The organism is Candidatus Methylacidiphilales bacterium, from assembly GCA_028713655.1.
Classification (GTDB): Bacteria; Verrucomicrobiota; Verrucomicrobiia; order Methylacidiphilales; family JAAUTS01; genus JAQTNW01.
In genome coordinates this window covers 1-25,477 of record JAQTNW010000037.1, presented here as the reverse complement: position 1 = coordinate 25,477, position 25,477 = coordinate 1, and the positions used below count along the sequence as shown (strand labels likewise).

At 55.7% G+C, this 25,477-nt stretch carries 24 protein-coding genes and 1 pseudogene; 15 read left to right on the top strand and 10 right to left on the bottom strand.

The window, feature by feature from the left end:
* Positions 1–161: 161 nt before the first annotated feature.
* From PHD76_11600 to PHD76_11590, 3 genes are all read right to left on the bottom strand, one after another.
* The gene (locus tag PHD76_11600) at positions 162–380 is read right to left on the bottom strand and encodes an addiction module protein (protein ID MDD5262479.1); all 219 of its coding nucleotides are present in this window, start codon (positions 378–380) and stop codon (positions 162–164) included.
* A gap of 105 nt (positions 381–485) precedes the next feature.
* Positions 486–2,249: an ABC transporter ATP-binding protein gene (locus PHD76_11595; protein MDD5262478.1), complete on the bottom strand. Its 1,764-nt coding sequence runs from the start codon at positions 2,247–2,249 to the stop codon at positions 486–488.
* Positions 2,246–4,783, bottom strand: a complete 2,538-nt coding sequence (locus tag PHD76_11590; protein MDD5262477.1) for a glycosyltransferase — start codon at positions 4,781–4,783, stop codon at positions 2,246–2,248. Before PHD76_11590 ends, PHD76_11595 begins: the two co-directional genes overlap by 4 nt.
* A gap of 343 nt (positions 4,784–5,126) precedes the next feature.
* On the opposite strand from PHD76_11590, the gene PHD76_11585 reads away from it, so the two are divergent.
* The 5 genes from PHD76_11585 to PHD76_11565 all read left to right on the top strand — a co-directional run bounded on the left by PHD76_11585 (position 5,127) and on the right by PHD76_11565 (position 10,707).
* On the top strand, positions 5,127–6,005 hold the full coding sequence (locus PHD76_11585; protein MDD5262476.1) for a phosphoribosylaminoimidazolesuccinocarboxamide synthase: 879 nt from the start codon (positions 5,127–5,129) through the stop codon (positions 6,003–6,005).
* A 153-nt stretch (positions 6,006–6,158) separates the two neighbouring features.
* Positions 6,159–7,070 (top strand): tyrosine recombinase, encoded by a 912-nt coding sequence (locus tag PHD76_11580; GenBank protein ID MDD5262475.1) that lies wholly within the window; start codon positions 6,159–6,161, stop codon positions 7,068–7,070.
* Positions 7,071–7,403: 333 nt separating this feature from the next.
* The gene (rnc, locus tag PHD76_11575; protein ID MDD5262474.1) at positions 7,404–8,093 is read left to right on the top strand and encodes a ribonuclease III; all 690 of its coding nucleotides are present in this window, start codon (positions 7,404–7,406) and stop codon (positions 8,091–8,093) included.
* 428 nt (positions 8,094–8,521) lie between these two features.
* Positions 8,522–9,118 (top strand): methyltransferase domain-containing protein, encoded by a 597-nt coding sequence (locus PHD76_11570; protein ID MDD5262473.1) that lies wholly within the window; start codon positions 8,522–8,524, stop codon positions 9,116–9,118.
* Positions 9,119–9,327: 209 nt separating this feature from the next.
* A complete protein-coding gene (locus tag PHD76_11565; protein ID MDD5262472.1) occupies positions 9,328–10,707 on the top strand; it encodes a protein kinase in 1,380 nt (459 codons plus the stop codon).
* A gap of 284 nt (positions 10,708–10,991) precedes the next feature.
* On the opposite strand, the gene PHD76_11560 is transcribed toward PHD76_11565, so the two are convergent.
* Both PHD76_11560 and PHD76_11555 read right to left on the bottom strand, forming a co-directional pair.
* A complete protein-coding gene (locus tag PHD76_11560; protein MDD5262471.1) occupies positions 10,992–11,432 on the bottom strand; it encodes a biopolymer transporter ExbD in 441 nt (146 codons plus the stop codon).
* Between the two features lie 20 nt (positions 11,433–11,452).
* Positions 11,453–12,076 (bottom strand): MotA/TolQ/ExbB proton channel family protein, encoded by a 624-nt coding sequence (locus PHD76_11555; GenBank protein MDD5262470.1) that lies wholly within the window; start codon positions 12,074–12,076, stop codon positions 11,453–11,455.
* Positions 12,077–12,313: 237 nt separating this feature from the next.
* On the opposite strand from PHD76_11555, the gene PHD76_11550 reads away from it, so the two are divergent.
* The 5 genes from PHD76_11550 to PHD76_11530 all read left to right on the top strand — a co-directional run bounded on the left by PHD76_11550 (position 12,314) and on the right by PHD76_11530 (position 15,981).
* Complete coding sequence (locus PHD76_11550; protein ID MDD5262469.1) at positions 12,314–13,117, top strand: ABC transporter permease; 804 nt, start codon at positions 12,314–12,316, stop codon at positions 13,115–13,117.
* Between the two features lie 5 nt (positions 13,118–13,122).
* The gene (locus PHD76_11545; GenBank protein MDD5262468.1) at positions 13,123–13,869 is read left to right on the top strand and encodes an ABC transporter ATP-binding protein; all 747 of its coding nucleotides are present in this window, start codon (positions 13,123–13,125) and stop codon (positions 13,867–13,869) included.
* A complete protein-coding gene (locus PHD76_11540) occupies positions 13,866–14,651 on the top strand; it encodes an MlaD family protein (GenBank protein MDD5262467.1) in 786 nt (261 codons plus the stop codon). The genes PHD76_11545 and PHD76_11540 overlap by 4 nt, the downstream gene beginning before the upstream one ends.
* Complete coding sequence (gene ispD / locus PHD76_11535; GenBank protein ID MDD5262466.1) at positions 14,648–15,568, top strand: 2-C-methyl-D-erythritol 4-phosphate cytidylyltransferase; 921 nt, start codon at positions 14,648–14,650, stop codon at positions 15,566–15,568. Before PHD76_11540 ends, ispD begins: the two co-directional genes overlap by 4 nt.
* A gap of 143 nt (positions 15,569–15,711) precedes the next feature.
* The gene (locus tag PHD76_11530; GenBank protein ID MDD5262465.1) at positions 15,712–15,981 is read left to right on the top strand and encodes a hypothetical protein; all 270 of its coding nucleotides are present in this window, start codon (positions 15,712–15,714) and stop codon (positions 15,979–15,981) included.
* A gap of 37 nt (positions 15,982–16,018) precedes the next feature.
* Here the strand turns inward: PHD76_11530 and cimA are convergent, their stop codons facing one another.
* From cimA to PHD76_11515, 3 genes are all read right to left on the bottom strand, one after another.
* On the bottom strand, positions 16,019–17,596 hold the full coding sequence (cimA, locus tag PHD76_11525; protein MDD5262464.1) for a citramalate synthase: 1,578 nt from the start codon (positions 17,594–17,596) through the stop codon (positions 16,019–16,021).
* 266 nt (positions 17,597–17,862) lie between these two features.
* Positions 17,863–18,177, bottom strand: a complete 315-nt coding sequence (locus tag PHD76_11520; GenBank protein MDD5262463.1) for a hypothetical protein — start codon at positions 18,175–18,177, stop codon at positions 17,863–17,865.
* Positions 18,158–18,478, bottom strand: coding sequence for a hypothetical protein (locus PHD76_11515; protein MDD5262462.1), 321 nt, complete (start codon positions 18,476–18,478; stop codon positions 18,158–18,160). Before PHD76_11515 ends, PHD76_11520 begins: the two co-directional genes overlap by 20 nt.
* A 331-nt stretch (positions 18,479–18,809) precedes the next feature.
* Here PHD76_11515 and PHD76_11510 point away from each other — a divergent pair, with 331 nt between their 5' ends.
* Genes PHD76_11510 through PHD76_11490 form a run of 5 tightly spaced genes read left to right on the top strand, consistent with a single transcriptional unit; the run spans position 18,810 to position 24,553 of the window.
* Positions 18,810–20,507 (top strand): glycosyltransferase family 39 protein, encoded by a 1,698-nt coding sequence (locus PHD76_11510; GenBank protein ID MDD5262461.1) that lies wholly within the window; start codon positions 18,810–18,812, stop codon positions 20,505–20,507.
* The gene (locus PHD76_11505) at positions 20,504–21,661 is read left to right on the top strand and encodes a DegT/DnrJ/EryC1/StrS family aminotransferase (protein MDD5262460.1); all 1,158 of its coding nucleotides are present in this window, start codon (positions 20,504–20,506) and stop codon (positions 21,659–21,661) included. The genes PHD76_11510 and PHD76_11505 overlap by 4 nt, the downstream gene beginning before the upstream one ends.
* Positions 21,658–22,602, top strand: a complete 945-nt coding sequence (locus PHD76_11500) for a glycosyltransferase (protein MDD5262459.1) — start codon at positions 21,658–21,660, stop codon at positions 22,600–22,602. Before PHD76_11505 ends, PHD76_11500 begins: the two co-directional genes overlap by 4 nt.
* A complete protein-coding gene (locus PHD76_11495; protein ID MDD5262458.1) occupies positions 22,599–23,480 on the top strand; it encodes a formyltransferase in 882 nt (293 codons plus the stop codon). The genes PHD76_11500 and PHD76_11495 overlap by 4 nt, the downstream gene beginning before the upstream one ends.
* A gap of 23 nt (positions 23,481–23,503) precedes the next feature.
* The gene (locus tag PHD76_11490; GenBank protein MDD5262457.1) at positions 23,504–24,553 is read left to right on the top strand and encodes a bifunctional UDP-4-keto-pentose/UDP-xylose synthase; all 1,050 of its coding nucleotides are present in this window, start codon (positions 23,504–23,506) and stop codon (positions 24,551–24,553) included.
* Positions 24,554–24,601: 48 nt separating this feature from the next.
* Here the strand turns inward: PHD76_11490 and PHD76_11485 are convergent, their stop codons facing one another.
* Both PHD76_11485 and PHD76_11480 read right to left on the bottom strand, forming a co-directional pair.
* Positions 24,602–24,895 (bottom strand): PIN domain-containing protein, encoded by a 294-nt coding sequence (locus PHD76_11485; GenBank protein ID MDD5262456.1) that lies wholly within the window; start codon positions 24,893–24,895, stop codon positions 24,602–24,604.
* 249 nt (positions 24,896–25,144) lie between these two features.
* Positions 25,145–25,348 (bottom strand): annotated as a pseudogene (locus PHD76_11480) (2,3-bisphosphoglycerate-dependent phosphoglycerate mutase).
* Positions 25,349–25,477 lie beyond the last annotated feature (129 nt).

Genomic DNA, 25,477 nt, shown 5'->3' with positions numbered 1-25,477 from the left:
ATTTGCCAAAGTGGATGGGGTGAACTCCTGCATAGAGTTGGAGGGAATCGATATCCGAATAAAGAGAATCGAGAAAATATCCACCCAACCCAGCGTTTGCTTTTCGTAAAATCGAAATCCATGCCCTAAATCGGCCAGTGCCGAAGGCTGAATGTCTATCTTCACTGAAGCTCTTCGCGAAGCTTCTTTTTGGCAACTTCCCAATCGATGAATGACTCTGCCCCAGATTCGACCAATCTGTCTCGTTCGGCTAGAACATCACCATGCCACTCCGGGGAAGCGATAACGGCCTCCTTGTGCGACAAGTCTTTCCACAATGCCTCCATCAGGCACAGCTTATCCACTGTTGTCATTTGCTCCAAATCGATTGCCGAACCCATAAGAACATTTTACCTTATATAGTGACATAATCAATCCGTATTTGCCCAAGTCCAACGCGCGTATGATTCCCCGTGCCAAAAACTTGGCCACACAGAACGCGGGGGCTACTGCTTGTCCGCTGCATGCCAAAGCGAGGCATAGAGGCCGCCGCGGGCCAGCAACTCCGGTCCCGAACCGCTTTCCACAACCCGCCCGTGCTCCATGACATAAATCCGTTCCACGTCGTGGATCGTTGCCAGGCGATGGGTGACAATCAGCGTGGTGGGCCGCTGCATTACGTTTTTCAGGGCGCCCATCAACTCGGCCTCGGTTTTCAAGTCCAGCGCGCTGGTCGGTTCGTCCAGGAGCAGGATCGGGCTGTTCCGCAGAAACGCGCGCGCGATTCCGATCCGTTGCCGCTGTCCGCCGCTGAGCCTGACGCCTCGCTCGCCAACCTGCGTGTCATAGCCCTGGGGCATGGCGCTGATAAACTCATGTCCCTGCGCGGCCCGGGCTGCTTCCATGACCTGGCTCAGCGTGGCCTGTGGACAACCATAGGCGATGTTTTCCGCCACGGTGCCGTTCAGAAGCACCGTGTCCTGCAGGACCAGCGAGATCTGGCTGCGCAGGGAGCTCTTTTTCACATGCTTCACATCCTGCCCATCAACCAAAACCCTGCCTGAATCCGGGTCGTAAAAGCGCGGGACCATGGACAGCACCGTTGTTTTTCCAGCGCCGGTGCCTCCAACAATGGCCACGGTCTGCCCCGGTTCCACGACCAGGCTTACATCTCCCAGAACCGTGCGCCCGGATTCATAGCCAAACCCAATGTTCTGCAGCTCGATCCTTCCGCCCGCGGGTTTGAAGTCCGCCGCGCCCGGCAAATCCCGGACATCATTTTCGGTGTCCAGAATCTCGAACACCCGGGATGCTCCTGCGGCGGCGCCTTCCATGGCCCAGGCTGTGTAGCTGAGTTGCTCCAGCGGTTGGTACAGCATGACGAGGTAGCTGATGAAAATGTACAGATCGCCCACCTTCAAATGGCCGTTCCGGACTTCCTGCGCGCCGTAATACAACAGCACGGCGCTCCCCAGGGCGGTGACGGATCCTACCACCAGGCTGCTCAGCACATTGGTCAGGGTCAGTTTCCGGTTGGCTTCGAGCGACTGCTCGCATTCCCTCTCAAACTGGCTGACTTCAAATTCTTCACGACCAAACGCATGTACAATGCGGATGCTGCCAAGACCTTCCGAGGCGCGCGACATGACATCGCTTTCCTCCTGCTGCAGGCGCATGGATTCCCTCCGGATGCGCGAGGCAAAGACCCAGATGGCCGCAAGCAGCAGCGGAACCACCATCAATGACAACAGGCTGAGCCGGGGGTTCATCTGGAACATGACCATGAACGTTCCAACCAGAGTCAGGGACGAGCCGATGATGGTCGCAAAGCCGCGGTTGAAAAAAGTCTGGATGGCCTGGGTGTCGTAGGCGACGCGGAAGGTGCTGTCGCCGCTCTTGTGGCTGTCATGATAGTGCAGCGGCAGGCTCTGCAGCCAGGCATAGACTTCGGTCCGCAGCCGCAACAGGGCGCGGAGGCCGATTCCCACCAGCCAATAGTTATTGAACAGGTTAAACACACCCCAGAGAAGATGGATGAGCACCAGTGAAACCACGGAAACCAGGAGCGCTCCCTCAAAACTCAAGGGGCCGTTCCAGAACGGCAGGTGATAGGCGCCTCCGTCCTGCTTCAACACTTCATCAATCACAAACTTGACCGGCCAGGGTTTGAGCAAATTCAGCGCAATGGCGGCAAGCAGCAGCAGGATGGAAACAAAGATTGAGCCCAGAAACGGGCGGTAATAAAAAACGATGCGTCGGTAGAGGTTCATTTGCGGTCCGCGTCGTTGGCAATGGAAATAAGCCCGGACTCGCCGGCGGCCACCTGCACCAGTTCGCCGATCCGGTGGCGGACCACCAGCCCGCGCCAGAACCCGTAGGCGGGCGCGGCCAGGGCGGCCCCCAGGACGGCCCACCAATACGGCGCAAACATGTATCCGAAGGTCAAAGCGAGGCCTGCGATGATCAGCAGCGTCAGAATGCTGAACGTATTCATCACCAGGGTGTTGGCCACGCGTGTCAGGCGTTTTTCCTCCGGATAATGTTCCGAAAGCGTCCTGAGCCTGACATGCCACCAGCGGCTTGTAAGAATTTCGATGTCCCAGTCGCCCCAACCGTTGTCCAGCACGTAACGCCAGCCTTCCTTGTTCAGGCGTTCCACGATTTTCCCCAGTAAAATTTCACGCCCCAATCCCTTTTCGCCCCAGTATGCCTGCTGCCCGCAATTCAAAAGCCCGATGGGTTCCACCAGTTCCTCTTCCTTTGAGTTAAGCACGGTTTTGGGAGTGCGCTTGTGTTCCAGCCAGGTGAAATAGCGCGCCCAGGCCCTTGACCACGGCTGGGTCAACGCCAGGTAAAGAAGCAACAGGCGCGACGGGATGGTGTCAAATTTCGGCTCGATATGCGCCCGTCCCATATAGGAAAGCGCCGAGAGCAATGTGGCGCCAAACATCAGCAACGGCACGACCCGCAATACCTCAAACTGCATCGACAACACCAGAATAAAAAGCGTCGCAATGTTCCACTGGAGGCTGCCGACAATCGCCTTCCAGAAGGCCTCCGGCCGCCGGTAGATCGACTGGAAAAAGCCCATGGCAAATTCGCCGTGATAAATGATCGGCTGGCCAAAAAAATCATCCACCATGGGCGCTCCGTAAATGGTGCCTTTCCAGCGGGCCGAACCCGAGTCGTCAAAAAAATTAAGATGCTTGTACCGCAGCAGGGCTTCCGCCTCGCCATAGCCCTTTTGCTGGCCGAAATAGGCGTTGACTGTAAAACGGCGGTGATGCCAGACAACCGCCGCGGGACTGAACGCCACCTTGTGCCCCCGCGCCATCAGCCGCCAGCACAAATCAACGTCGTCTCCTGCCTTGCGGTAAACCGGATCAAATCCGTCAATCATTTCCAGCGCCCAGCGGTGATAGGCCATGTTGCAACCGGGTACATGTTCCGCCTCGGTATCCGACAGCAGCACATGGCTTGGAGCGCCTGGCGCGGCGGCAACGGCGGCCTGGATCCAGTTCACAGCCGGCGGTGAAATGTTTGGTCCGCCAACGGCGGCAAACTGGCTGCGGATCAAGGTTTGCACCAGATGATACAGCCAGTCCTCGTCGGGCATGCAGTCGGAATCGGTATAGGCAATGACGGAGCCTGTGCCTGACTTCATCCCGTTGTTGCGCGCCACGCTCAAGCCGAGATTGCCCTGCCGGATATTTGATACCCATGGGAAATCCGCCAGGATTTCCTGGGTGTCATCGCGGGAGCCATCATCGACCACCACAACCTCGTAATCCGGGTATTTCAAATTTCCGAGCGTTTCCAGGCAACCGCGCAGGGTTTTGCCGCCGTTGTAGGTACACACCACCACCGAAACCTTGGGTGCATCCGCAATCGGATATTTCTCGCTGACCGACTCGCCGGTCCGGATCGTTTTCTCGGCAACCGTATGATAGGACAACTTCGGTTTCCGCTTGCGGTCCACCAGGCCGAAAGCCCAGTCCGTGATGTCCTGCCCGCCGGTAAACCATTCGTCGGTGAATGAAAACAAAATCGTGCCGGCCGCGCCGCCGCGGAACACTTCCTCGTAGTGCCCGGCAATCAACTGCGCCTGTTCCTCCTGCGAGTGGCGGATCGTGTCCATGCCAAACTCCCCGATGACCAGGGGCTTGTCCCCCGCGATATTCTGCAGGCGGGCGAGGTAGCCGGAAAATTCATTCCGGTTGTGCAGGTACACGTTATAGGAATAAAAATCCACCAGCCTCGGCGTCACATATTCCGTGGGCGGGAAGTTGGCATATGAAGCCAGTGCGCCGGGATCTTCATCCTTTACGATCTGAATCAGGGAGTTGAAAAAGTTTTCGATTTTCCGGGGCCCATACCACCGGACCAGATCCGGCTGCATTTCATTATCGACATAAAATCCCAGCACAGCCGGGTGGCCTGAATTCGCGCGCGCGGCTTCCCGCGCATTTTCGCGGATCTGCCGCAGCACCTTGGGATCATCCAGAAAAAGGCCCCGCAACGGCCACGGGATGGTGGTCAGCACCCGCAGGCCGTATTTCCATGCCATGTCCAGCAGCCAGCGCGGCGGGCTGTGATACAAACGCAACACATTCAGCCCCGCATCCCGGATCATGCGAAAATCCCGCTCGGCTTTTTCAGGGCCGGGCAGACAGGGCCCCCCAGGTGTCTCCGGACGGAAAGGCCCGTAGGTCACCCCTTGCAAATAGAATTTTTGGTTCCCATCAAACAGGAACTTGGAGCGGGCAACAATGCGGTTGCCGGACGGCACATCAGATGAATTCATGGAAAACGCCTGACATTACCCCTTTCCCGCTGCGAATCAATAGAGCAGTGAGCGTAAAAATGCAGAATGTGGAATGCAGAATTCAGAATTTTGGAACTCAAACTTTTGACTTTTCTCCGACCCCGTGATCTCTTTGTAAAAGATGTTTTATTCAATTTTTGCGTTTTTTCGCGGCCAACCCTTTGTTCGTGGCTTTCGTGTGTTTCGCGGTCAAAAAAGTGTTTTTGCGCCTTGGCGTCTTGTGTTCGCACACGGGACGAATCCGTCCTTTGGCGGACCCTCTTCGTTAAATCTTTTCAGTATTTCAGGTTGGAATTTCCATCCGCACGGCTAAAATTCCCTCATGTCCAAGCCCATTCTTCTGCACCAAGGAAAAGTCCGGGATGTTTATACCTGGAACGAGACTTTGCTCCTGATCGCCACCGACCGCATTTCCGCTTTCGATGTCGTACTGCCCGATCCCATCCCCGGCAAAGGCATCACCCTGACCCAGATGTCCCGATTTTGGTTCGACCGTCTTCCGATTGAAATCGCTTCCCACGCCATCTCGTTTGATGTTCCGCCGGAACTCGACCAGCCCGGCTGGAAAAATCGGATCACGGTGTGCCACCGTGCTAAAACAATCCCGATGGAATGCGTTGTCCGCGGCTATCTCGCCGGCTCCGGTTGGAACGACTACAAAAAAACCGGACGGGTGCAGGGCATCCAACTGCCGAAAGGGCTCCAGGAATCCTCACGTTTGCAGGACCCAATCTTCACGCCGACCACCAAGGCGGCAACCGGCCATGATGAACCCCTGACCGAGGAGGAGGCCGGCAAACTCATCGGTTCGGATCTTTATTTCCAACTGCGCGAACTCTCCATCGCCATCTATTGCTGGGCCCATGAATGGGCGGAAAAACGGGGCATTCTCATCGCGGACACCAAATTTGAATTCGGCTGGGTGGATGGGAAAGTCACGTTGATTGACGAATTGCTCACCCCGGACAGCAGCCGTTTTTGGCCCAGGGATTTATATCAACCTGGAAAGAGCCAACCCAGCTTCGACAAGCAAATTGTCCGGGATTATCTGCTGGGGTTGAAAGACTGGAACCGCCAGCCACCCGGACCGCATTTGCCTGAAGAAGTCATTCGCGAAACGCGGGACAAATACCTTGAAGCCTATGAAAAATTGTCAGGCTCAAGCCTGCGCCCGCTAATCCGGATGCAGCATCCGGATTAATAGCAAAACCGCCTGAGCAAGGATTTTTTTGAATTGTAAACTTCGTATTTTAATGCGGTTTTGCCGGCGCCTGCCTGTTCCAAGTCCCTGCCTTGCTGCCGCAGCAGGAAAAGCAAACAGCGGATTTCCAAAAAAAACCATGGCATGCAGGCTATGATCGACCCGCAGACGGTTGAAGCCTGCCTCGCCTGGCAGGCCCTGGAAAAGGGCCATGCCACCAACACGCAGCTCGCCAACCGCACGGTGCTTGAACGTTTTGCCGCCTGGCTGGACAAAAAAACAACTCTTCCAAACTGGGCAGGACTGGATCTGGCGACCCTCCAGAATTATCTCCGGGAGCAAAAGGAAAAACGCAGGCTTTCTCCCGCCTCGCTCAAGCTGGAAATTGTCGCCCTCAGAAATCTTTTGCGTTACCTGAAAAAAGAAAAAGCCATCACGCGGGACCTGGCCGCGCTGCTCGAGCTGCCCAAACTTTTCCGCTACCTGCCCGAGACCCTGACCGAAGAGGAAGTGAACGGGCTCCTGGCTGTGGCATGGGATGACACTCCTTTGGGACTGCGCAATTGCGCGATTCTGGAAACATTTTACGCCGCTGGAATACGCGTCGGCGAATTGGCAACCCTCCGCATGGAACGCATGGACCTCCCGGAACAAACCGCCCGCGTCATCGGCAAGGGCAACAAGGAACGCCTGGTACTGCTCGGAAGCAGGGCCTGTGAAGCCCTGCGGCTTTACCTCGATAAGGGGCGTCCCGCATTGGCAAAGGCGCGCTCAGGCGGCGAGGTCTTCCTGGCGCGGCATGGCGGGAAACTCACCACCGCCCAAATCTGGAATGTGGTCAAGGAAGCCATGAAAAAGGCCGGCATCCGGAAAAATGTGTATCCCCATCTGCTGCGCCATTCGTTTGCGACTCATCTCTTGAGCCGCGGCGCGGATCTGCGTATCATTCAGGAACTGCTCGGCCATGCCAGCATCAGCACTACGGAGATTTACACCCATGTGGAAGCGGAGCGCCTGCGTTCCATCCACCGCGATTTTCATCCCCGGTCCAGGCCGCGGAACTGAATTTCCGGGGATTCACCGCAGAGACGTCGAGAACGCAGAGGAAAACCGGAAACTAAAATTGAACCACGGATAAACACGGATGAACACTGATTGTAAAAATCGAAAAGAAGTTACTGAAGGGCCTGGTGTTTTTTAATCTACGGAAGAAATGCGTTCCTTCGTGGCTTCGCGCCTTCGTGTGAGACCCCCTGTTTTCAATCTGCGTGAATCACGCGTAAATCTGCGGATAAACCTGCGCTTGTTTTAAACTTTCATTTTGGATCTTTATCCGTGCTCATCCGTGATATCCGTGGTTAAATGAATTTTATAGCGTAGCGGAAACCTAATTATCCAATGAACGAAACAGCCAAACTTGAAGAAATCCTCGGCTACCATTTCCGGGACGAAAAGCTGTTGCGGACAGCGCTCACGCATCCCTCCTGCGGGCATGAATTGAGGCAAAAATTGCCTGACAACCAAAGGCTGGAATTTTTGGGTGATGCGGTCCTGCAATTGGTGCTGACGCGCCAACTGTACCGCCAGCTCCCGAATTTCGACGAGGGCAATCTCACCAGCCTGCGCGCGGCCATCGTCAACCGGAAAACCCTGGAATCCATTGCAAATCAATTCCAGCTCGGCCAGTTTTTGATTCTTGGCCGGGGGGAAATTCTCAATCACGGGCGCTCGAAATCCTCCAATCTGGCGGACGCGATGGAAGCCATCATTGGCGCAATTTTTGTCGATGGCGATTTTGAAAGCAGCGCCGCCTGGCTCGAACCGGTTCTGCAAAGCTGGATCGATGAGCACAAGGACAAGGTGGAACTTTTCAATCCGAAGGGCGCGTTGCAGGAGTGCCTGCAGGCGATGGGAAAAACCACGCCGGAATATGTGGTGGAGAGCGAGGAAGGCCCCGACCACGCGAAACACTACCGTGTAATCGTCATGTCGGAAGGCGCGGAATTGGGGCGTGGCAGCGGCTCCAGCAAGAAAACCGCGGAGATCGAGGCTGCCGCTACCGCGCTGAAAAAGTTAAAAACTTCCTAACCTGCATCTTTCATGCTCATTTTAATGATCTACCTGTTAGCGCTGTGGCACAACAGTGGAAAGACACGCACTGGATACATGCAGGTTATTGCAAAATCGCCTCAAAATAGGGCGTTCCCAATTCAAAAATTCTCATTCAGGTGGTTTTGTTATTAACCCGGATGTGGCTGTGCCCCTATTTCTGCCCGGCCTTTGGACTGGCCACTTTGCGGGATTTTTCAGAAGCGTGTGAAACATCAGGGTTAGCGATGTGCCAATTCGCGGGCATGAGGAATCTCACGCCTTCCTACCGGGCGGATTTGTTCGGCAGCAACGGTCGCTACGGCTGTTCCTTTGCGCTCTTTTGTGGCCAATCTTTTTGTTTGTGCATTTCGTGGTTTAATTCCGTTCCCCCTTGCCAATTCCCGATTAGAGTCGATTTTTCCATTATGGATGAAACAAGCGACAGCACCCATCCGGACTTTTGGAGCAGCCGGTATGCCACGGGAAAAACTCCGTGGGACTTCGGCGGTGTCCCGCGCGCGTTGAAGTCGTTTCTGGCACGCTCATCAACCCCAGGCACGGTTTTGATTCCCGGTTGCGGTTCGGGTTATGAGATCCAGGCATTCCATGAGGCGGGATACAACGTGACTGGAATTGATTTTTCGCCCGGCGCGCGCGAACGCGCACAGACTGTGCTGGGAGAAATTGCCGAGCGGATTGTGTGCGGGGATTTCTTTACGCAGGATTTCAAGCAACACAGCTTCGACCTGATCTATGAGCGCACGTTTCTTTGCGCGTTGCCCCCGGCGCGCCGGAATGATTACAAGGAGCGGGTTGCCAAATTGCTGGTTCCCGGCGGGAGCCTGGTTGGTTTCTTTTGGTACGGACAGGAGCCCGAAGGGCCGCCTTATCCGCTATCCGAAGAAGAGGGCGATATTCTTTTCGGGAAGGATTTTCGTCTGCGGCGCAATGATCCTGTTTCAGATTCATTGCCAATCTTCAAGGACAGGGAGAGATGGCAGGAATGGGTGCGCTACCGATAGTTTCAAGTTCGCGCCCGGCGAATCCGTCCTGTGGCGGATTTTCAGTTTCAAGTCCCAAGTGTTACCTATGTTCTGACTGTGCCGCCCTCCGGCTTCTGTCTTCTGACTCCTGTCTTCTAAATTCTACATTCTTCACCTCCATCCATCTTGTTTCCTGGCCTTCTCGAAAAATTAACCTGCCTGTGACACGGTTGTGATTGGGTGGACGGATGGAAACCCAACTGCCTCCGCCGGTTGCCGGGCGTTACCGGATTCTTCAACCGCTTGGCGAAGGCGGGCTGGGGGCGGTCTATTATGCGCGGGATGAAAAGTTGCAGCGCCCCGTGGCGCTCAAGCGCCTGCACCGACGATTCGACGAAGCCTTCCCAAGTTCCGACGGCTGGCGTGAGGCCAACGCCCTGGCTGCCTTGCAGCATCCCGGGATTGTCACGCTTTATGATTTCGGTGAAGACGAGCAGGGCCCGTATTTCATCATGGAATATCTTGCGGGAGAAACGCTTGACAAATCGGTGGAACATCAAATAAAGTCCGAGACCGAAGTGCGCGACATCGCGCGGCAAAGTCTGCTGGCCTTGCACGCTGCGCACGAGAAGGGGGTGATCCATCGCGACCTGAAGCCGGCCAACCTGATGCTGGTTCCTTCCACCAACGGGCCGATGGTTAAGATTCTCGATTTCGGTCTCGCCAAGTTCCAGCAAAAGCCCCAGCAGCAAACCCTGGAAGCGGACGGTTCGATCATGGGCTCGATTTATTTCATCGCTCCGGAACAATTTTCCGGAGAGCCGGTCGATGCGCGGTCGGATTTGTATTCCCTGGGCAATGTTTTTTATTATGCGCTGGCTGGTAAAACCGCGCACGGAGGCAAAACCATCCAGGAAGTCGTTGCGTCGCATCTGTATCAGGAACCCGAGGATTTGGTGCGGCTGCGGCCGGAGTTGAGCGCGGGGTTTGCAAACTGGCTGCGGCGCTTGATGCGGCGTGATCCCGGGGAACGGCCTGCGACTGCCGCGCGGGCGTTGAGTGAGCTGGAGGAACTTGGCGGGAATGGGAAGTTTGATTTTAAAACGCGGAGCCTTGTCGGGGAGGGCCGTCTTTCCGTTCAGCGAAGGAAACGGCAGCGGTATTTTTTCCGGATGCTTGCCACGGGGACAGCCGGATGCCTGGCTGTGATTGCCTTGATTGGGTTATGGCGCGGGAAGACGGTTCGGCCCACCACCGTCCGGCATGCTTATCCGGCTGTGAATGGGGGAAACGCGGCTTCCTGGGGCAGTGCAGACAATGTGGTATTTGATCCGCGCGATTTAAGCCGGTTGAAATCAAGGGTGGGAATGGAATCGGTGATTGCAGGCAGCCCTCTGCGGGTTGGGAGCAACCGATCTGGATCGATTTATTATTTGAATTTCGCGGACCATTACCGGGAGTCGCTGGCCCTTGTGTTTTTCCCGGCGGACTTCAATCCCCCGCTTGCAAAGGAAAAGCTCGAATCATATGTTGGGAAGAAGTTGCGCGTGAGCGGTGTCGTGGAGACCTATCGCGACACCTTGCAAATCCAGGTCAGGTCTTTGGAGCAGATCCGGGTGGAGAACTGATGAATGCAGAATTTTGAATTCAGAATTTCAGAAGCGGTCGCAGCGGCAATCCAGAAATCCTGTCTATACATTTTCAACCGCTGATTACACAGATAAACGCAGATACAGGAAAAACTGGAATAAGAGTCGGTTGTTTTTAGGGGGCCAAAGAATGAGTAAACCGCTTAATGGAAACACGCAGTAACGTGACTTTAAATTCGGATTATGGCTCAAGTCGGGAAATTAATAAAGTAATCAATCCCCCTCATCCTTGGTGTCTTCGTGCCTTGGTGGTAAAACAGGACTTAAGGCGTCGCAGGCGGGTTCTGGCTCTGGGCCGGTTCCATGGTGGTGAAGGCGATGTTCCACACCTTGGCCGCCTTGCAAATGTCGATGACATTGATCACGTTCTGATAATTGGTGGCTTTATCGGCGCGCAGGATGATGGCCTGGTCGGGAAAATCCGCCGCCACCTGGGTGAGGATTTGTTGCAGGCCGGCGGGGGTCAGGATTTTTTTATTGATGATGATGTTCCCGGCGCGATCCACGTTGATGAGAATTTCGCCGGGCATGCGCTTGGAAATTTCAGCCTGTTTGGCCACGGGCAAGCTGACGCCGAGCTCGGCTTCGTAGCGCGCGATTTTCCAGGTCAGCAGGAAGAAGGTCAGCAGAAACAAAATGACGTCGATAAACGGCGCGAGCTGGAGCGCCATTGGCTCATTGGCAATATGTTTCCCAAGTCGCATGGAAGTTGGCCGGAGCGGGTTTAGCGGCCTTTGGCCAGGCAGTTGTAGGTTTTGATCTGGAGTTCGGTGAGGGTTATTTCGAAGAACGTGACGAGGGCCTGGACGCGCCCGCGGAAATAGGCATAGAACAGCATGGCGGTGAGGCCGACCACGAGCCCTATTGCGGTGGACATGAGGGCCTGGGACACACCGCCTGCCAGCACCACGGTGCGCATCGGCGTGGCATCACTGGCAATGTTTCCGAATGAGCGCAGGATGCCGACGACGGTGCCCAGCAGTCCGACCATGGGCGCCATGACGCCAAGATCCATGAGAAGGAGGTTGGGCCGGTTGAAGCGGGCGGCCTGGCGCGCGCCTTCCGCTTCGGCGATTTCTTTAAGGCCTTCGAGGGTGGTCTCCGGATTTTCGCGGGCGAATTCGACGATTTTTCCGATCACCTTGGGGCAGGCGCCCTTGTGGCGGCGGCAGGTTTCGACAAGGTCTTCCAGCTTCCGGCTTTTCAGGTTGTGCTGCGCGTCATCGAGGAATTCGACGGAAGCCACGTTGGACTTGCGCTGCCAGAGAAAGTTGAAAACGATGAGGGCGATGACGAGCAGGGACAGGAGGACAAGCGGGATGAGCACCCAGCCGACGGATTGGATCATTTCCAGGATACTGAGATTTTCCGGAGGTGGGGAGGACGTCCGGGATTGGGCGAGCAGCAAAGGCGTGCCGGAAAAAAAGATTAAAGTGGAAAGAACCGCAGGAGGGAAAGAAGCGGAAAATCGCATTCCTGTATATAGGAGCTTGGTGGGATGGGGGCAAATCCTAAATCGAGCCGTTGCAGAACTGTAACTCCATGCTTTTCTATTCCGCGCAGACCCTCTATGAAGGCAATCTGCATGTCTGAAGCTGTGGAAAATATAATTGCCGGATTTGGGGCCAGACTGATTGTGGGCATCCGGGCGGCGGGAGAAATCTCGCTGTTATTTGGCAATATCCTGCGCTGCATGGTACAATATCCCATCCGCTGGAGGTTGTTTTTTGAACAGGTTTATTTCATCGGGATCAAATCGCAGTTTGTGATTTTAACGACCGGCGCCTTTACCGGGGCCGTTTTTGCCGCCCAGGTACATTTTCAATTTGTAAAACTGGGAATGGAGTCGGCGGTCGGGCCGACTGTTTCCGTGGCCATGTGCCGCGAACTGGGGCCGGTGCTGTGCTGCCTGCTGCTGGCGGGGCGCGTGGGGGCGGCGATGGCGGCGGAAATTTCATCCATGAAAATCACCGAGCAGATTGACGCATTGCGCGCGCTGGGGGTTTACCCGATTGAGTATCTGGCGGTGCCGCGATTTTTGGCCATGATGATTTCGGCCCCGATTCTGACCGGGCTTGCGCTGGCGGTCGGCATCGGTTGCGGCTATATCGTGGCGGTTCCCATTTTGGGCGTGGATGGGGCTTATTATTGGGACAATACCGTCAAGTTCACCGATGTGAGCGATGTCATGATCGGCCTGTCAAAGGGATTTTTATTCGGCATCATTATTGTGGTCATGTCCTGTTACAAAGGCTTCAACCCGCAGATGGGGACGGCGGGCGTGGGCCGGACGACGACCGAAGCGGTGGTCAATTCCTCCCTGGCCCTGCTGGTTTCCAATTTCTTTTTCACGTTTCTCCTGAACAGCCTGTTTTTAAGCGATAAATAACCGCCATGCTCGAAATTCGAAATTTAACAAAGTCGCTCAACGGCGCACCCGTGTTGAAAGGGGTGAATTTGAAGGTTGGGACGGGCGAGAACGTGGTGGTCATCGGGCGCAGTGGCGGCGGGAAGAGTGTGCTGCTTCGCCATATCATGGGCCTGATGCAGCCGGATTCGGGCGAAGTTATGTTCAAGGACGTGAATATGTCGCAATTGACGGAGGAACAGTTGAACCCATACCGCCGTCATATTGGAATGTTGTTTCAAAACGGGGCGCTTTTTGATTCGTTGTCGGTTGAGGAGAACCTGGCCTTTCCATTGGTGGAACAGGGAGGCCTGGCAGAAAACGAGATCCGGAGCCGGGTGGGCGAGGCTTTGGAAATTGTGGATTTGCCGGGGCAACAAAAGAAAATGCCCGCGGAGCTCAGCGGCGGAATGAAAAAGCGGGTGGCCTTGGCGCGCGCGGTGATCAGCCGCCCGGAGTTGATGTTGTATGATGAACCGACAACGGGGCTGGACCCGATCGTGTCGGACAGCATTAACAAGCTGATTGTCAGGCTCGGGGAAAAGCTCAACATGTCCTGCATTGTGGTGACGCACGATATGGTCAGCGCCTACGAGGTCGCCGACCGGATATGCTATCTGCATGAAGGGCGGATTTATTACGAGGGCACGCCGGAACAGATGCAAAAAAGCGCCGACCCGGCGGTGCGGAAATTTGTGAAGGGAATCTCGGAACCACAGGATGCAATTGTATGAAAGAACGCAATCTGGAAATCAAAGTTGGATCTTTTGTTTTATTGGGGCTGATCGCCGCCGGTGTGCTGGTCGTGGCCTTCGGCCGCTTCGGCGAAATGTTCAAACGTTCCTACGACATTGTGGTGCCGTTTCCGAACGCCAGCGGCATCATTAAAAACTCCCAGGTGCTGTACCGGGGCGCCAAGGTGGGATCGGTTATTTCCCCACCCTTGATCATAGAACACGGAGACGCGGTGGAATTGATCCTGCGGATCCATTCCGACGTCAAAATCCCCGATAACGCCAAATACCGCATCGGCTCCTATGGCCTATTGGGAGACCGGTTTGTGGATGTGATTCCGCCCAAGGATTCTTCCGGACGTTATTTAACGAATGGCGAGCGGGTGCCGGAAATGCAGGACCAGCAAAAGAGCATCGGTGATCTGGCGGAGGAGATGCAGCCCATCGTCCAGCGTCTGGACCGGATTTCGGAGAAGGTGGACAAGCAGATATTGACGGACAAAACGGCGGGGGACATCTCGGCGGCCGTGGCCAGCGCCAAGAGCATTCTGGCGCGGGTGGACCATTTCATGGCGGATGCGGAAGGCGGGAAAGGGGCGGTTTATATGTTGATGAAGGACCAAAAAGTTGCAGCCGACCTGCGCGACGCCATCCAAAACTTCAAGCAACTGAGTTTCAACCTGCGCAAACGCGGCGTTTTGTTTTACAAGGACCTGTCCGGCGAGCCCGCCAAAGAGGATGACGGCAAAAAATCGGAACTGACCAAAGACCGCCAGCGATGAAAACCTGTTCCGCCATTCTGCTGGCCGCCGGGAGCAGCCGCAGGCTGGGTTTTGACAAAATACTGACGCCGTTGGCAGGCCGTCCGGTCTTGTGCTATTCCCTGCAGGCGCTAAAGGAATCGCCTTCTATCCTGGAAATTATCCTGGTGACCCGGGAGGACATCCGGGACAGGGTCGGTGAACTGGTCCGGGAAACGCCCGGAGACAATCCGGTCCATGTCATTTTGGGTGGAGTAGAGCGTCAGGATTCCGTGTTTGAGGGTCTGCGGAAGATTTCGGACGGGACCGGGGAGGTTTTGATTCATGATGCGGCCCGGCCCCTCCTGGCGGAGGATTTGATTGAAGGGGTCTTGTCGATGGCGCGTGAAAAGGGAGCGGCAGTGACGGCTCATCGGGCTTCCGACACATTAAAGCAGGCGGACGAACAGGCCCGGGTGCTCCAGACGCTGGACCGCTCCAACATCTGGGCCATGGGCACCCCTCAGGTATTTCGCAGGGACTTGATCTGTGAAGCGTATGCCAAGGTGCAGGCCGCGGGGGTTCCCGTCACGGATGATGCGGCTGCGGTGGAACGGCTGGGCCACCCGGTTTATCTGGCAGAGAGCGGGCGCCTGAATCTGAAGATTACAAGGCCCTCGGACTGGGAAATTTTGGAATTATGGCTGAAACGGGAACGGGGAGGCGAGATTCGCGGCATGATCCACCGCTTGAGCAATCAATTGAGCCCCCTGATCGGGTATCTTCCCCTGCTTGAAAAATACGGCGGGGAAAACCCGCGATTTGCCGATTATCTGGAGAAAATGAAGCAATCCTCGGATATCCTGCAAAACATGGTTTACGAGCTTCAGGCAGTTGCGAGGGATATTTTCCCGGACGGGCCTTCTAACAAACCGGGCCGGGAGAAAAATCCGGATTGACAGGCCTGCGAACTCGCTAAAAACTGGCGATGTCGATTATTTTGACACTGGATACGAAGACTCCAATTGAAAATGCGGTCCGCAATTAAAAAAGGAATCACGCGATGAAGGCGAACTTGGAAAAACGGTTCAATTTGGCTAACATGATAACGGGCGTTGGGATTTTGCTTACCATCGTTCCGATCGGGTTTGCCATTCTCAGCCTGCTCACCTCGCAAAAACTTTCAATCCACGAAGCCTTTGAGGTTCTGGGTTGGGCTTTTGTCGTGGTCTTTGCCCTCTTGCCGCTTGGCTTGGGCCTTTTCATTGGAGGGCTTACATGGATGGTCTATTTGAAGCGCGCGATCAAAGCCGCCGATGAGGCCGAGGACGAGGAAACGGAGAAGCCCGATCAGTACGTCAAGTGGGAATAATCCATTTTCCCGCGGGAAAGCCAGCCGTCCGGGCGGATCAGTTTTCCTGTTGTTTCAAGAGATAGTATTCCACGCTGTCTGACAGGGCCAGCCAGCTCGCTTCAATCACGTTGTCGGACACCCCGACGGTTCCCCATTCATGGTGGCCGTCGGACGATTCAATCAGCACGCGCGTGCGCGCAGCCGTGCCGGATCCCGTGTTGAGGATGCGCACCTTGTAATCGATGAGTGAGACGCGGGCGATTTGGGGATAGTGTTGCATCAGAGCGCTGCGGAAGGATTGATCGAGCGCATTGATGGGCCCATCCCCCTCGGCGACCGTATGCACGAGGTTCCCCTGGATGCGGATTCTCAACGTGGCTTCGCAGGTGCTGAAGTCATGCGCCATGTTTTTGCGGATGGTGGTGTGGTATTCCTCCAGTTCAAAGAAGGGCTTGTGCGGCTTTAAGGCCTTTCGGACCAGCAGTTCAAACGAAGCGTCTGCCGCTTCAAATTCATACCCTTCCATTTCCAGGGTCTTGATCCGATCCAGGATTTTCCGGGTGGCGGGGTCTTTTTCCTCCAGATGAAGCCCGAGCTCGCGGGCTTTCAGCATGACGTTGGTGCGGCCGGACAATTCGCCGACCAGGATGCGCTGCCGGTTGCCCACAAGCCTGGGCTCGATATGCTCGTAACTGACGTCGGTTTTATTCACCGCATTGACATGCATCCCGCCCTTGTGAGCGAAGGAGGAAAGCCCGACAAACGGCGCCCGGCTGTCGTGGTGCAGGTTGGCGATTTCGTCCACAAAGCGCGAAACCTCGCACAACTGGCGCAGATGCCCCTGTGGCAGAGCGGGCAGGCCCATTTTTAGCTCCAACAACGGGATGACGGTTGTCAGGTTGCAGTTCCCGGTGCGTTCGCCGAACCCGTTCATGGTGCCTTGGACCTGCAAGGCGCCGTTTTCAACGGCAGCCAGTGCGTTGGCCACTCCCAACCCGCAGTCATTATGCGTGTGGATACCCAGCTTTGCTTTCACTTTCTCAGCGACGGTTTTTGTGATTTCACGCACTTCCCCGGGCAGGCTGCCGCCGTTGGTGTCGCACAGCACGAGGTATTCTGCGCCGGCGTCCTGGGCTGCTTGAAGAGTTTTCAGGGCATAGGCCGGGTCGGCTTTATAGCCGTCGAAAAAATGCTCGGCATCGTAGATCACCTCGCGCCCGTGCTTTTTGAGGTGCGCGACGGTGTCAAAGATCATGCGCAGATTTTCTTCCGCCGTGGTGCGGAGGACTTTTTCAACATGCAACAGCCATGACTTTCCAAAAAAAGTCACGACGGGCGTTTCGGCATCCAACAACATGCGTACCTGCGGGTCCTGCTCAACCGCGACACCGGCTTTGCGGGTGCTTCCGAAGGCCGCGATTTTTGTGGCGCCCCAATTTTTGCGCGAGGCTTCGGAGAAAAAGGCGATGTCCTTTTCGTTCGATCCGGGCCAGCCGCCCTCGATATAATGGACGCCGAACGCGCACAAGCGCTCCGCCAGCCTGAGTTTGTCGGCCAGGGAAAAGTTAATGCCCTCTCCCTGGGAACCGTCCCGCAGGGTCGTGTCGTAGATGGTGACTGGAGGTTGTTTCATGTTTTTTAAGGGTACTGAAAATTAGTGCTCATCCTGTGATAAAAGCGTTTGGCAGGCTGCACGAAGGTCAAACGCCTGTCAGGCGGTTTGAATCGCAATAATAATGGAAATCGAGAGCGTGGCGCCGGCCTGGAAGGGCTGGGCAGCGCCGGACTGTAAGGTTGCTCTCATGACGCATAACATAAGATCAAGCGCCGCAGGAAGCAAGGCATTTTCTGGGCTGGAGTTTGGCCTTGTCCGCGAACCACGCGAAAAAGGAACAGGATTTAACCCGGATGTTTCTGTCTTATTTTATTCCGGATTTCCTGGAGTCTTTCCTGAGTCTTGACCTGCTTCCGGGTCTGGATCATTTTCCATCTTTGGGTTAGAAGCGCTTTTTGTTCCTGGCCGGCAGTGGCAATCAAAATAGCCAAATCGGGGCGATGTTTTGGATAAAGATCCAATTCAACGGATTGTCGCAGGGTTCGGGGTGCGTCGGGCAGTTTCCCCAACACCGATTGGCTGCCGATGACGATGAATTCCTTTTCTTTGGTAACAGATGAAGCCGCCCGGACAATATGTTCAAATTCGGAATGGTTCATACTTGCGCAGAATAGCGAGCCGCTCGCTTTCATTCAAAACTCCCGGGAAAGGGCTGGACTGGCGAAGCCGTGCCGCTTCTTCGTCCTCGCTTTCCAAAAGGGCAAGGATGTCGTCAAAAGACCACCGGGTCAGAATTTCATTCCACTCCGAGACCGGGTCGTAGGGGCTGGAACTGTCGCGGGCCAGCCAACGGGACACGTTGTTGCGGGCAGTCTGCAGCAATGAAGGCTGTCCACGCAGCTTCTGTGCAATCGCCTTGTGAAGCTCCAAACTTCGCAGGTCAACGGTTTGATGCAGCATGCTTATATGCTACGATTTAGCGGTTGTAAAATCAACGCCTAATCCGTTCGCACGCCCTCCGAATTGCCCGCGAACCTCCTTCGCGGAAGGTCAAGGATCGAAACTTAAAACTTGGAACAGAGCCACGGACTCCGACATCCGGGCTGTAAGCAAAACCGCCTGAATGGGTGTTTTGCTTTGATTTTTGAATTGGAACTGCCTTAGTTGGAAGCGGTTTTGCAATAATCTGCATGGGCCAAGCGCGTGCCTTTCGGTTGTTGCGTCCCGGTGCTAACAGGTTGACTCATTTAAATGAGTATCAAATATGCAGGTTGGGAGTAATGGCTTGAACATGGAAGGGTCACAGAAAATTGAAGAGCGGCAGGACGGCTGCAGGAATGCGATGCAGAAAGCGATTCTGATCCTGCTCTTTGCAGCCTGGCTGCTGCCGGGACTTTTCGGGCGCGAGCCTTGGAAGGCGGATGAGGCCTATTCCTTCGGGTTGGTGTTTCATATTGCAAAAACCGGGGATCTCATTGTGCCTACCCTGGGGGGCGAACCCTTCATGGAAAAACCTCCGCTGCTCTATGCGACAGCCGCGGGTTTTATGCGCTTGCTTGCTCCGCCCTTTCAACCCTACGAAGCGGCCCGGCTTTCCATCGTTCTGTTCCATCTCATCACTTTTGTCTGCCTGGGTTGTGCGGGGCGCCTGCTCTACGGGCCCGGCAAGGGTTGGATTGCGCCGCTCCTGCTGATCGCCAGCCCCGGTTTGCTCCATATCGGCCACATGATGGTGACGGATATCGCCTTGCTGGCCGGCATGGCCATGGCTTATCTGGGTCTAGCGATGGCTCTGCGCCGCCCGCTGGCCGGCGGCTTGTTGTTGGGCGCGGGAACGGGGATTGCCTTTTTATCCAAAGGCTTGATAGGGCCGGGGGTCCTTGGTCTGACGTGCCTGCTGCTGCCGGTTGTTTCAGGGGTGTGGCGCACGCGCGGTTATTGGGCCAGCCTGGCCGTTGCGGTAATCAGCGCGCTGCCCTGGGTGCTGATCTGGCCGGCTCTATTGTATGAACGTTCACCCGATCTGTTTGCCCAATGGTTCTGGGTACAAAACCTTGGCCGTTTTACGGGACAACGGGAAGCAACCGACCATGTCACCTATGGTTTTTATTTTGTTCAATTGCTTTGGTTTGCCCTGCCCGGCTTTCCGCTGATGCTCTGGACGCTGTGGAAGGAAAAAATCCGTGGCTGGACTTCCGCTGAAGTCAGCCTGCCTCTGGCGGGCTTTCTCGTTTTGATCGTGGTTTTGACTCTCTCCGGACAGAAGCGTGAAATCTACGGCCTGCCGTTGTTGCTGCCCATTGCCTTGCTGGGTACGAGACATCTGGAATCCCTGCCGGACCTTGTGTGCCGCGGGTGGAGACTTCTGATCCTCATTGCGTTTTCGCCGCTGGCTGCGTTTGTCTGGCTTGGTTGGGTTGCGCAGTTGACCCATGTTCCCGGCATCTTCTGGCAATTTTTTCACAGCAAGATTCCGGACTACCAGCTTGCCGTTCATGGCGGGATGTTGGCCGCCGCATTGATTGGGACGGGCTTTTGGATTTTTGTCCTGCTGGGCGCGCGCTCGGCCCGGCCATTCCCCCTCCTCATCAACTGGACGGCGGGGCTGGCATTGATCTACCTCCTTGTCATGACCCTTTGGCTGCCTACCATCAATTGGGATATGAGTTACCGGAAAACTTTTGTCGATCTCCGCCAGACGCTGGGCGGTTATTCCGGCCCGGTCGGAAGCCGTGGACTGGGGGAACCGCAGCGGGCGCTGTTGGAATATTATGCCGGGCTCCAAACGCGGCGCGCGGAAGTCGATGCCGCCAATTACGCGAAATGCGATGTTTTTCTCATGCAGGGGGATTATCGGACCGGCAACCTGATGGGGCCTCCGCCGGAGGGGTCCTGGCGGTTGTTTTGGGAGGGCCGCCGGTCTGGAAAAGAATCCTACCGCCTGTATCGCAAGACAGAAACCAACATCCAAAAACCATTAAAACCGTGAGCGAAAATTTCCTGCCCTTTTCCCGCCCGACGATCAGCGAGGCCGCCATCCAGGAGGTGTCCGATTGCCTCCGCTCCGGCTGGATCACCACCGGCCCGCGCGTCCAAAAATTCGAGGCGATGCTTTCCGATTATTTTCAAACGCCCGGCGTCCAGTGTTGCACCTCCGCGACGGCGGGATTGTTCATGGCGCTGCTGGCGCTGGACCTCAAGCCCGGGGACGAGGTCATTACCAGTTCGATGACGTTTGCCGCCACGCTCAATTGCATTGTTCTGGCCGGCGGTACGCCGAAGCTGGTGGATATCAACCGGTCCACGCTCAACATGGAACCGGACGGCGTTGCGGCCGCCATCACACCCAGAACCAAAGCCGTCATGCCTGTGCATTTTTCAGGCCTTCCGGTGGACATGGACCCTCTCTATGCGCTGGCAAAAAAACACGGGCTGCGCGTCATCGAAGACGCCGCCCATGCCATCGGAACGGAATATCACGGCAAACGGATTGGCAGTTTTGGGGATACCCAGGTTTTCAGTTTTCATCCCAATAAAAACATGACCACCGGGGAAGGCGGCTGCATTGTCACCCGCGACCCCGCGATGCAGAAGCGCGTGAATCTGCTGCGCTTTCACGGGATTGACCGCGAGGCATGGGCACGTTTCAGCAGGCAGGGCAGCCCGCAATACGACATCAGCCTGGCGGGTTACAAATTCAACATGATGGATATGCAGGCGGCGCTCGGCATCCATCAATTGCCGGCACTGGACGGGTTCATTGAAAAACGCACGGCTTTGGCCATGCGCTATTATGAGTTGCTCGGCCCCATAACAACACTTGCGCTTCCCGGAAAGGTTTCTTATCGCCACCGCCATGCCTGGCATTTGTTCACGGTACTGGTCGATGCCGACCGGCTCGGATTTTCGCGCGACGACTTCATGCAAAAATTAAAGGAGCATGACATCGGCACGGGGCTCCATTACCAGGCCGTCCACCTCAGTTCTTATTATCAAAAAAACTGGGGCTTCAAGCGCGGGGATTTTCCGAATGCCGAACATGTATCCGACCGGATCGCCAGTCTGCCGCTTTTCCCGCTCATGACTGAACAGGACCAGGACCGCGTTGTGGCGGCTCTCAAGAAAGTGTGCCAATCCGCATGAACCAACCTTATCTTTCCGTTGTCATTCCCGTTTTTAACGAGGAAAAGAATCTCGACCCGCTCTTTGCGCGGGCCTGCGCCACGCTGGACCGGCTTGGAAAATCCTGGGAGCTTATTTTTGTCGATGACGGGAGCAGCGACCGGTCGCGCGAAATCCTTGCCTCGCTTCATCAGGAGCGGCCCGATCATATCCGCGTGGTGTTGCTCAACCGCAATTACGGGCAGCACATGGCCATCATTGCGGGCTTTGAGCGGGTGCGTGGCGAAGTCATTGTCACCCTGGATGCCGATCTGCAAAATCCGCCCGAGGAAATTCCCAAACTCGTGGACAGTTACGGGCAGGGGCATGATTCCATCGGCGGCGTGCGCCAGAACCGCCAGGATTCGGCTTTCCGGCGTTATGCCTCGGCCCTGATCAACCGCCTGCGCGAGATGATGACCGATATCAAAATGGAGGACCAGGGCTGCATGTTGCGCGCCTACAGCCGTCCTGTTGTCCAGGCGATTGTCTCCAGTAATGAGTTGCACACCTTCATTCCCGCGCTGGCCTACCGCTTCGCCTCCAATCCGGGAGAGGTTTCAGTGGCGCACTCAGGCCGCGGCGCCGGTACATCCAAGTACAGCCTGTTGAAGCTGCTGCGTTTGAACTTTGACCTTATCACGGGGTTCACCCTGGTGCCGCTTCATATTTTTACCTGTGTCGGGTTTTTGTCCTGCATGATGAGCCTCGGCCTGGTCGGCGTGCTCCTGTTCCGCCGTTTTATTTACCCGGGCGCATCCGAGGTGGAGGGCGTTTTCACCCTCTTTGCCATCCTCTTTTTCCTGGTCAGCGTTGTCATCGCGGGCGTTGGGTTGATAGGCGAATACGTGGGGCGCATTTACCAGGTGGTGCAGCAGCGCCCACGCTACATTGTTGAAAAGGTCCTGGAGAAACTGTCTTGAGCCCGAAACGTCCGCGCATTGTCGTTTTTGCTTACAGCGAGGTCGGTTATGCCTGCCTGGATCTTTTGATCAGCCGCGGCGCAAACATCGCCGCTGTTTTCACCCACCGGGACGACCCGCACGAGCAACGCTGGTTTCGTTCCGTCCCGGAGCTGGCCGAGTCTCACGGCCTGACAGTTTTTTATGACCAAAAAACCGGCACGCAGGAATGGCTCGAAAAATTCCGCAACGAAATCGAGCCGGAGCTGATCCTCTCCTTTTATTACCGGAAAATGATTTCCACGCAGGTTTTGAAACTGGCCTGGCTTGGCGCGTTCAACATGCACGGCTCCTATCTGCCGAAATATCGCGGCAAAGCCCCGGTGAACTGGGCCGTGCTGAATGGGGAAAGTTTTACGGGAACGACGCTGCACCACATGGTCCAGGAACCGGATGCGGGCGACATTGTGGACCAGGAAAAAGTCCCCATCGGCCCGGAAGACTCGGCCTTGCATGTCATGACGCGGGTGGTTGAGGCTTCGCGTCTTGTTCTGGACCGGCAATTGAAGGCCCTGTTGTCCGGCACAGCGCCACGCATGGTCCAGGATCATTCGCAGGCCACATATTATGGGGGGCGTGGCCCCGAGGACGGACGGATCGACTGGGCCTGGCCTTCTTCCAGGATTTTCAACCTGGTGCGGGCCGTGACCCGGCCGTATCCCGGCGCTTTCGCGGATTTTCCCGATGGCCGCCGCCTGAAAGTCTGGTGGGCGAAGCCGCTGGACCTCTCTTCCGCTCCGGGCACGATCACGAGCACGGTACCGCTGGTGATTGCCGCCGGGGAAGGGGCTCTTGAGATTACCGATTACGAATGGACTTCCACGCCGGCACGCGGGTAGCATCAACCCTTCTATACAAAGCCATGAAAGTTTTAATTCTGGGAGTCAACGGGTTTATCGGCAGCAGCCTGGTCTGGAAAATCCTGACCGAAAAGGAAGATTGGGAAGTCTATGGCATGGACATTTCCAACAATAAACTCGGCCATGTCCTGAAGCATGAACGGTTCCATTTTTTCGAAGGCGACATCACAATCAGCAAGGAGTGGATCGAATATCACATCAACAAATGTGATGTGGTCATCCCGCTGGTCGCCATCGCGACCCCGTCGCTTTATGTGAAGGACCCGATCCGCGTTTTCGAACTGGATTTCGAGGCCAACGTCGAGGTCATCCGCAAGGTTGTGAAGTGGAAAAAGCGCCTGGTCTTCCCCTCGACCTCCGAAGTCTATGGATTGGTGGAGGACAAGGAGTTTGACGAATACACCACAAACTTTGTACTCGGCCCGATTCCCAAGCAGCGCTGGATTTACGCCTGCATCAAACAGTTGCTCGACCGGGTCATCTGGGCCTATGGCGAAAAGGAAGGGCTCGATTTCTCGCTGTTCCGCCCGTTCAACTTTGTCGGGCCCAAGCTGGACGACATCAATGACCCGAAGGAAGGCAGTTCCCGCGTGGTGACCCAGTTTCTGCACAACATCATCAAGGGAAAACCGATCAAGCTGGTCGATGGCGGGACGCAGCGCCGCTGTTTCACGTTCATCGAGGACGGGGTGGAATGCATCATGCGCATCATTGAAAACAAGGATGGCAGCGCCTCGCGCAAGATTTTCAACATCGGCAACCCGGACATGAACTACTCCATCAAGGAACTGGCAGAAATGATTGTCGAACTGGTCGCCGGCTATCCGGGTTATGAGGACATCGCGAAGGGCATCCAGATGGAATCGGTCAGCAGCGCGGACTATTACGGAAAAGCCTACCAGGATGTGACCTGGCGCGTGCCGAAGATCGAGGAAGCCCGCAAACAGCTCGGCTGGGAACCCAAGACGGATTTGCGCACCGCGCTCAAGTACACGCTGGATTACCACCTCGCCAACGTCGATTATGAGTTGAACCGCATGAGATCTCTGTGATGTTTGCTGTAAAACGTGAAGGGACCTTATCCACAGAGATGGGGAACTTCAAAGTGATTGAGCCAGCGGCAGGAGTTCATTGAAGTGTTTGTCGCAATGTTCCAGCTCCAACCCATATGCCACAGCACAGGCAGCGATGACAATGTCGCTGATTGGGACAGTGAGGCCCTTTCCCCGGCAATGGAGTGCAAGCCTGAAGGCCAGCCGCCAAGTCGCTGCATCCACCCCTATGTGTTCAATTTCATTTTCCATTTCGGCCAGTTCACGCTTCTCCCTGGCGCCCCGTACGCCATGCCATAATTCCACAAGAGTGATGTCGCACCAGGCAGCCTCACCACCCAGATCGGCAGCAAAGGAACCACCCGACTCTTTTTCAACTATTCAGGGGACATCGCCGTTAACGCAAGTGGATTTTTCAGAATGTGAAAAGTCTATGACTTTTCACTATGCTCTGTTTCTGGCCGGCAACCATTTTGAGTGCGTGACGATTACGGACGGTGTTGCAAACACCGACAAGCGCTTTGTCAGGGTCCGCATTGGCGAACCTTGACGGCGCATAGACCACTAGGGCGTTAAATCCTGCCTGATAAGCTATTTCGCTTTCCCTTGGGCTGCGACTGCCGCCATGGCTTTCGCCACTTCTTCCGGGTCGCCCACATAATAATGTTTGATGGGCTTCAGGTTGGCATCGAGTTCATACACCAGCGGCATGCCAGTCGGAATGTTCAATTCCAGGATGTCCTGGTCGGAAATGTTGTCGAGGTACTTCACCAGCGCGCGCAGGCTGTTGCCGTGCGGGAAAAAGGGGTCAGTCGTCTTATCTTGACAAAACCCAGAAGGAATATAGACAGGTGATATGGCGCGGCAGGTCAGGATTGAGTTTGCGGGGGCCATTTATCATGTGATGGCACGCGGGGATCGGCG

What these genes read in the sequence shown, in the direction of transcription:
- PHD76_11515 (MDD5262462.1), bottom strand. Translation starts at nt 18,478, where the DNA reads ATGCTGCATCAAACCGTTGACCTGCGAAGTTTGGAGCTTCACAAGGCG.
- PHD76_11555 (MDD5262470.1), bottom strand. Translation starts at nt 12,076, where the DNA reads ATGATCCAATCCGTCGGCTGGGTGCTCATCCCGCTTGTCCTCCTGTCC.
- PHD76_11590 (MDD5262477.1), bottom strand. Translation starts at nt 4,783, where the DNA reads ATGAATTCATCTGATGTGCCGTCCGGCAACCGCATTGTTGCCCGCTCC.
- PHD76_11560 (MDD5262471.1), bottom strand. Translation starts at nt 11,432, where the DNA reads ATGCGACTTGGGAAACATATTGCCAATGAGCCAATGGCGCTCCAGCTC.
- ispD (MDD5262466.1), top strand. Translation starts at nt 14,648, where the DNA reads ATGAAAACCTGTTCCGCCATTCTGCTGGCCGCCGGGAGCAGCCGCAGG.
- PHD76_11565 (MDD5262472.1), top strand. Translation starts at nt 9,328, where the DNA reads ATGGAAACCCAACTGCCTCCGCCGGTTGCCGGGCGTTACCGGATTCTT.
- PHD76_11595 (MDD5262478.1), bottom strand. Translation starts at nt 2,249, where the DNA reads ATGAACCTCTACCGACGCATCGTTTTTTATTACCGCCCGTTTCTGGGC.
- PHD76_11570 (MDD5262473.1), top strand. Translation starts at nt 8,522, where the DNA reads ATGGATGAAACAAGCGACAGCACCCATCCGGACTTTTGGAGCAGCCGG.
- PHD76_11490 (MDD5262457.1), top strand. Translation starts at nt 23,504, where the DNA reads ATGAAAGTTTTAATTCTGGGAGTCAACGGGTTTATCGGCAGCAGCCTG.
- PHD76_11520 (MDD5262463.1), bottom strand. Translation starts at nt 18,177, where the DNA reads ATGAACCATTCCGAATTTGAACATATTGTCCGGGCGGCTTCATCTGTT.
- PHD76_11500 (MDD5262459.1), top strand. Translation starts at nt 21,658, where the DNA reads ATGAACCAACCTTATCTTTCCGTTGTCATTCCCGTTTTTAACGAGGAA.
- PHD76_11600 (MDD5262479.1), bottom strand. Translation starts at nt 380, where the DNA reads ATGGGTTCGGCAATCGATTTGGAGCAAATGACAACAGTGGATAAGCTG.
- PHD76_11540 (MDD5262467.1), top strand. Translation starts at nt 13,866, where the DNA reads ATGAAAGAACGCAATCTGGAAATCAAAGTTGGATCTTTTGTTTTATTG.
- PHD76_11510 (MDD5262461.1), top strand. Translation starts at nt 18,810, where the DNA reads ATGGAAGGGTCACAGAAAATTGAAGAGCGGCAGGACGGCTGCAGGAAT.
- rnc (MDD5262474.1), top strand. Translation starts at nt 7,404, where the DNA reads ATGAACGAAACAGCCAAACTTGAAGAAATCCTCGGCTACCATTTCCGG.
- PHD76_11580 (MDD5262475.1), top strand. Translation starts at nt 6,159, where the DNA reads ATGATCGACCCGCAGACGGTTGAAGCCTGCCTCGCCTGGCAGGCCCTG.
- cimA (MDD5262464.1), bottom strand. Translation starts at nt 17,596, where the DNA reads ATGAAACAACCTCCAGTCACCATCTACGACACGACCCTGCGGGACGGT.
- PHD76_11530 (MDD5262465.1), top strand. Translation starts at nt 15,712, where the DNA reads ATGATAACGGGCGTTGGGATTTTGCTTACCATCGTTCCGATCGGGTTT.
- PHD76_11585 (MDD5262476.1), top strand. Translation starts at nt 5,127, where the DNA reads ATGTCCAAGCCCATTCTTCTGCACCAAGGAAAAGTCCGGGATGTTTAT.
- PHD76_11545 (MDD5262468.1), top strand. Translation starts at nt 13,123, where the DNA reads ATGCTCGAAATTCGAAATTTAACAAAGTCGCTCAACGGCGCACCCGTG.
- PHD76_11550 (MDD5262469.1), top strand. Translation starts at nt 12,314, where the DNA reads ATGTCTGAAGCTGTGGAAAATATAATTGCCGGATTTGGGGCCAGACTG.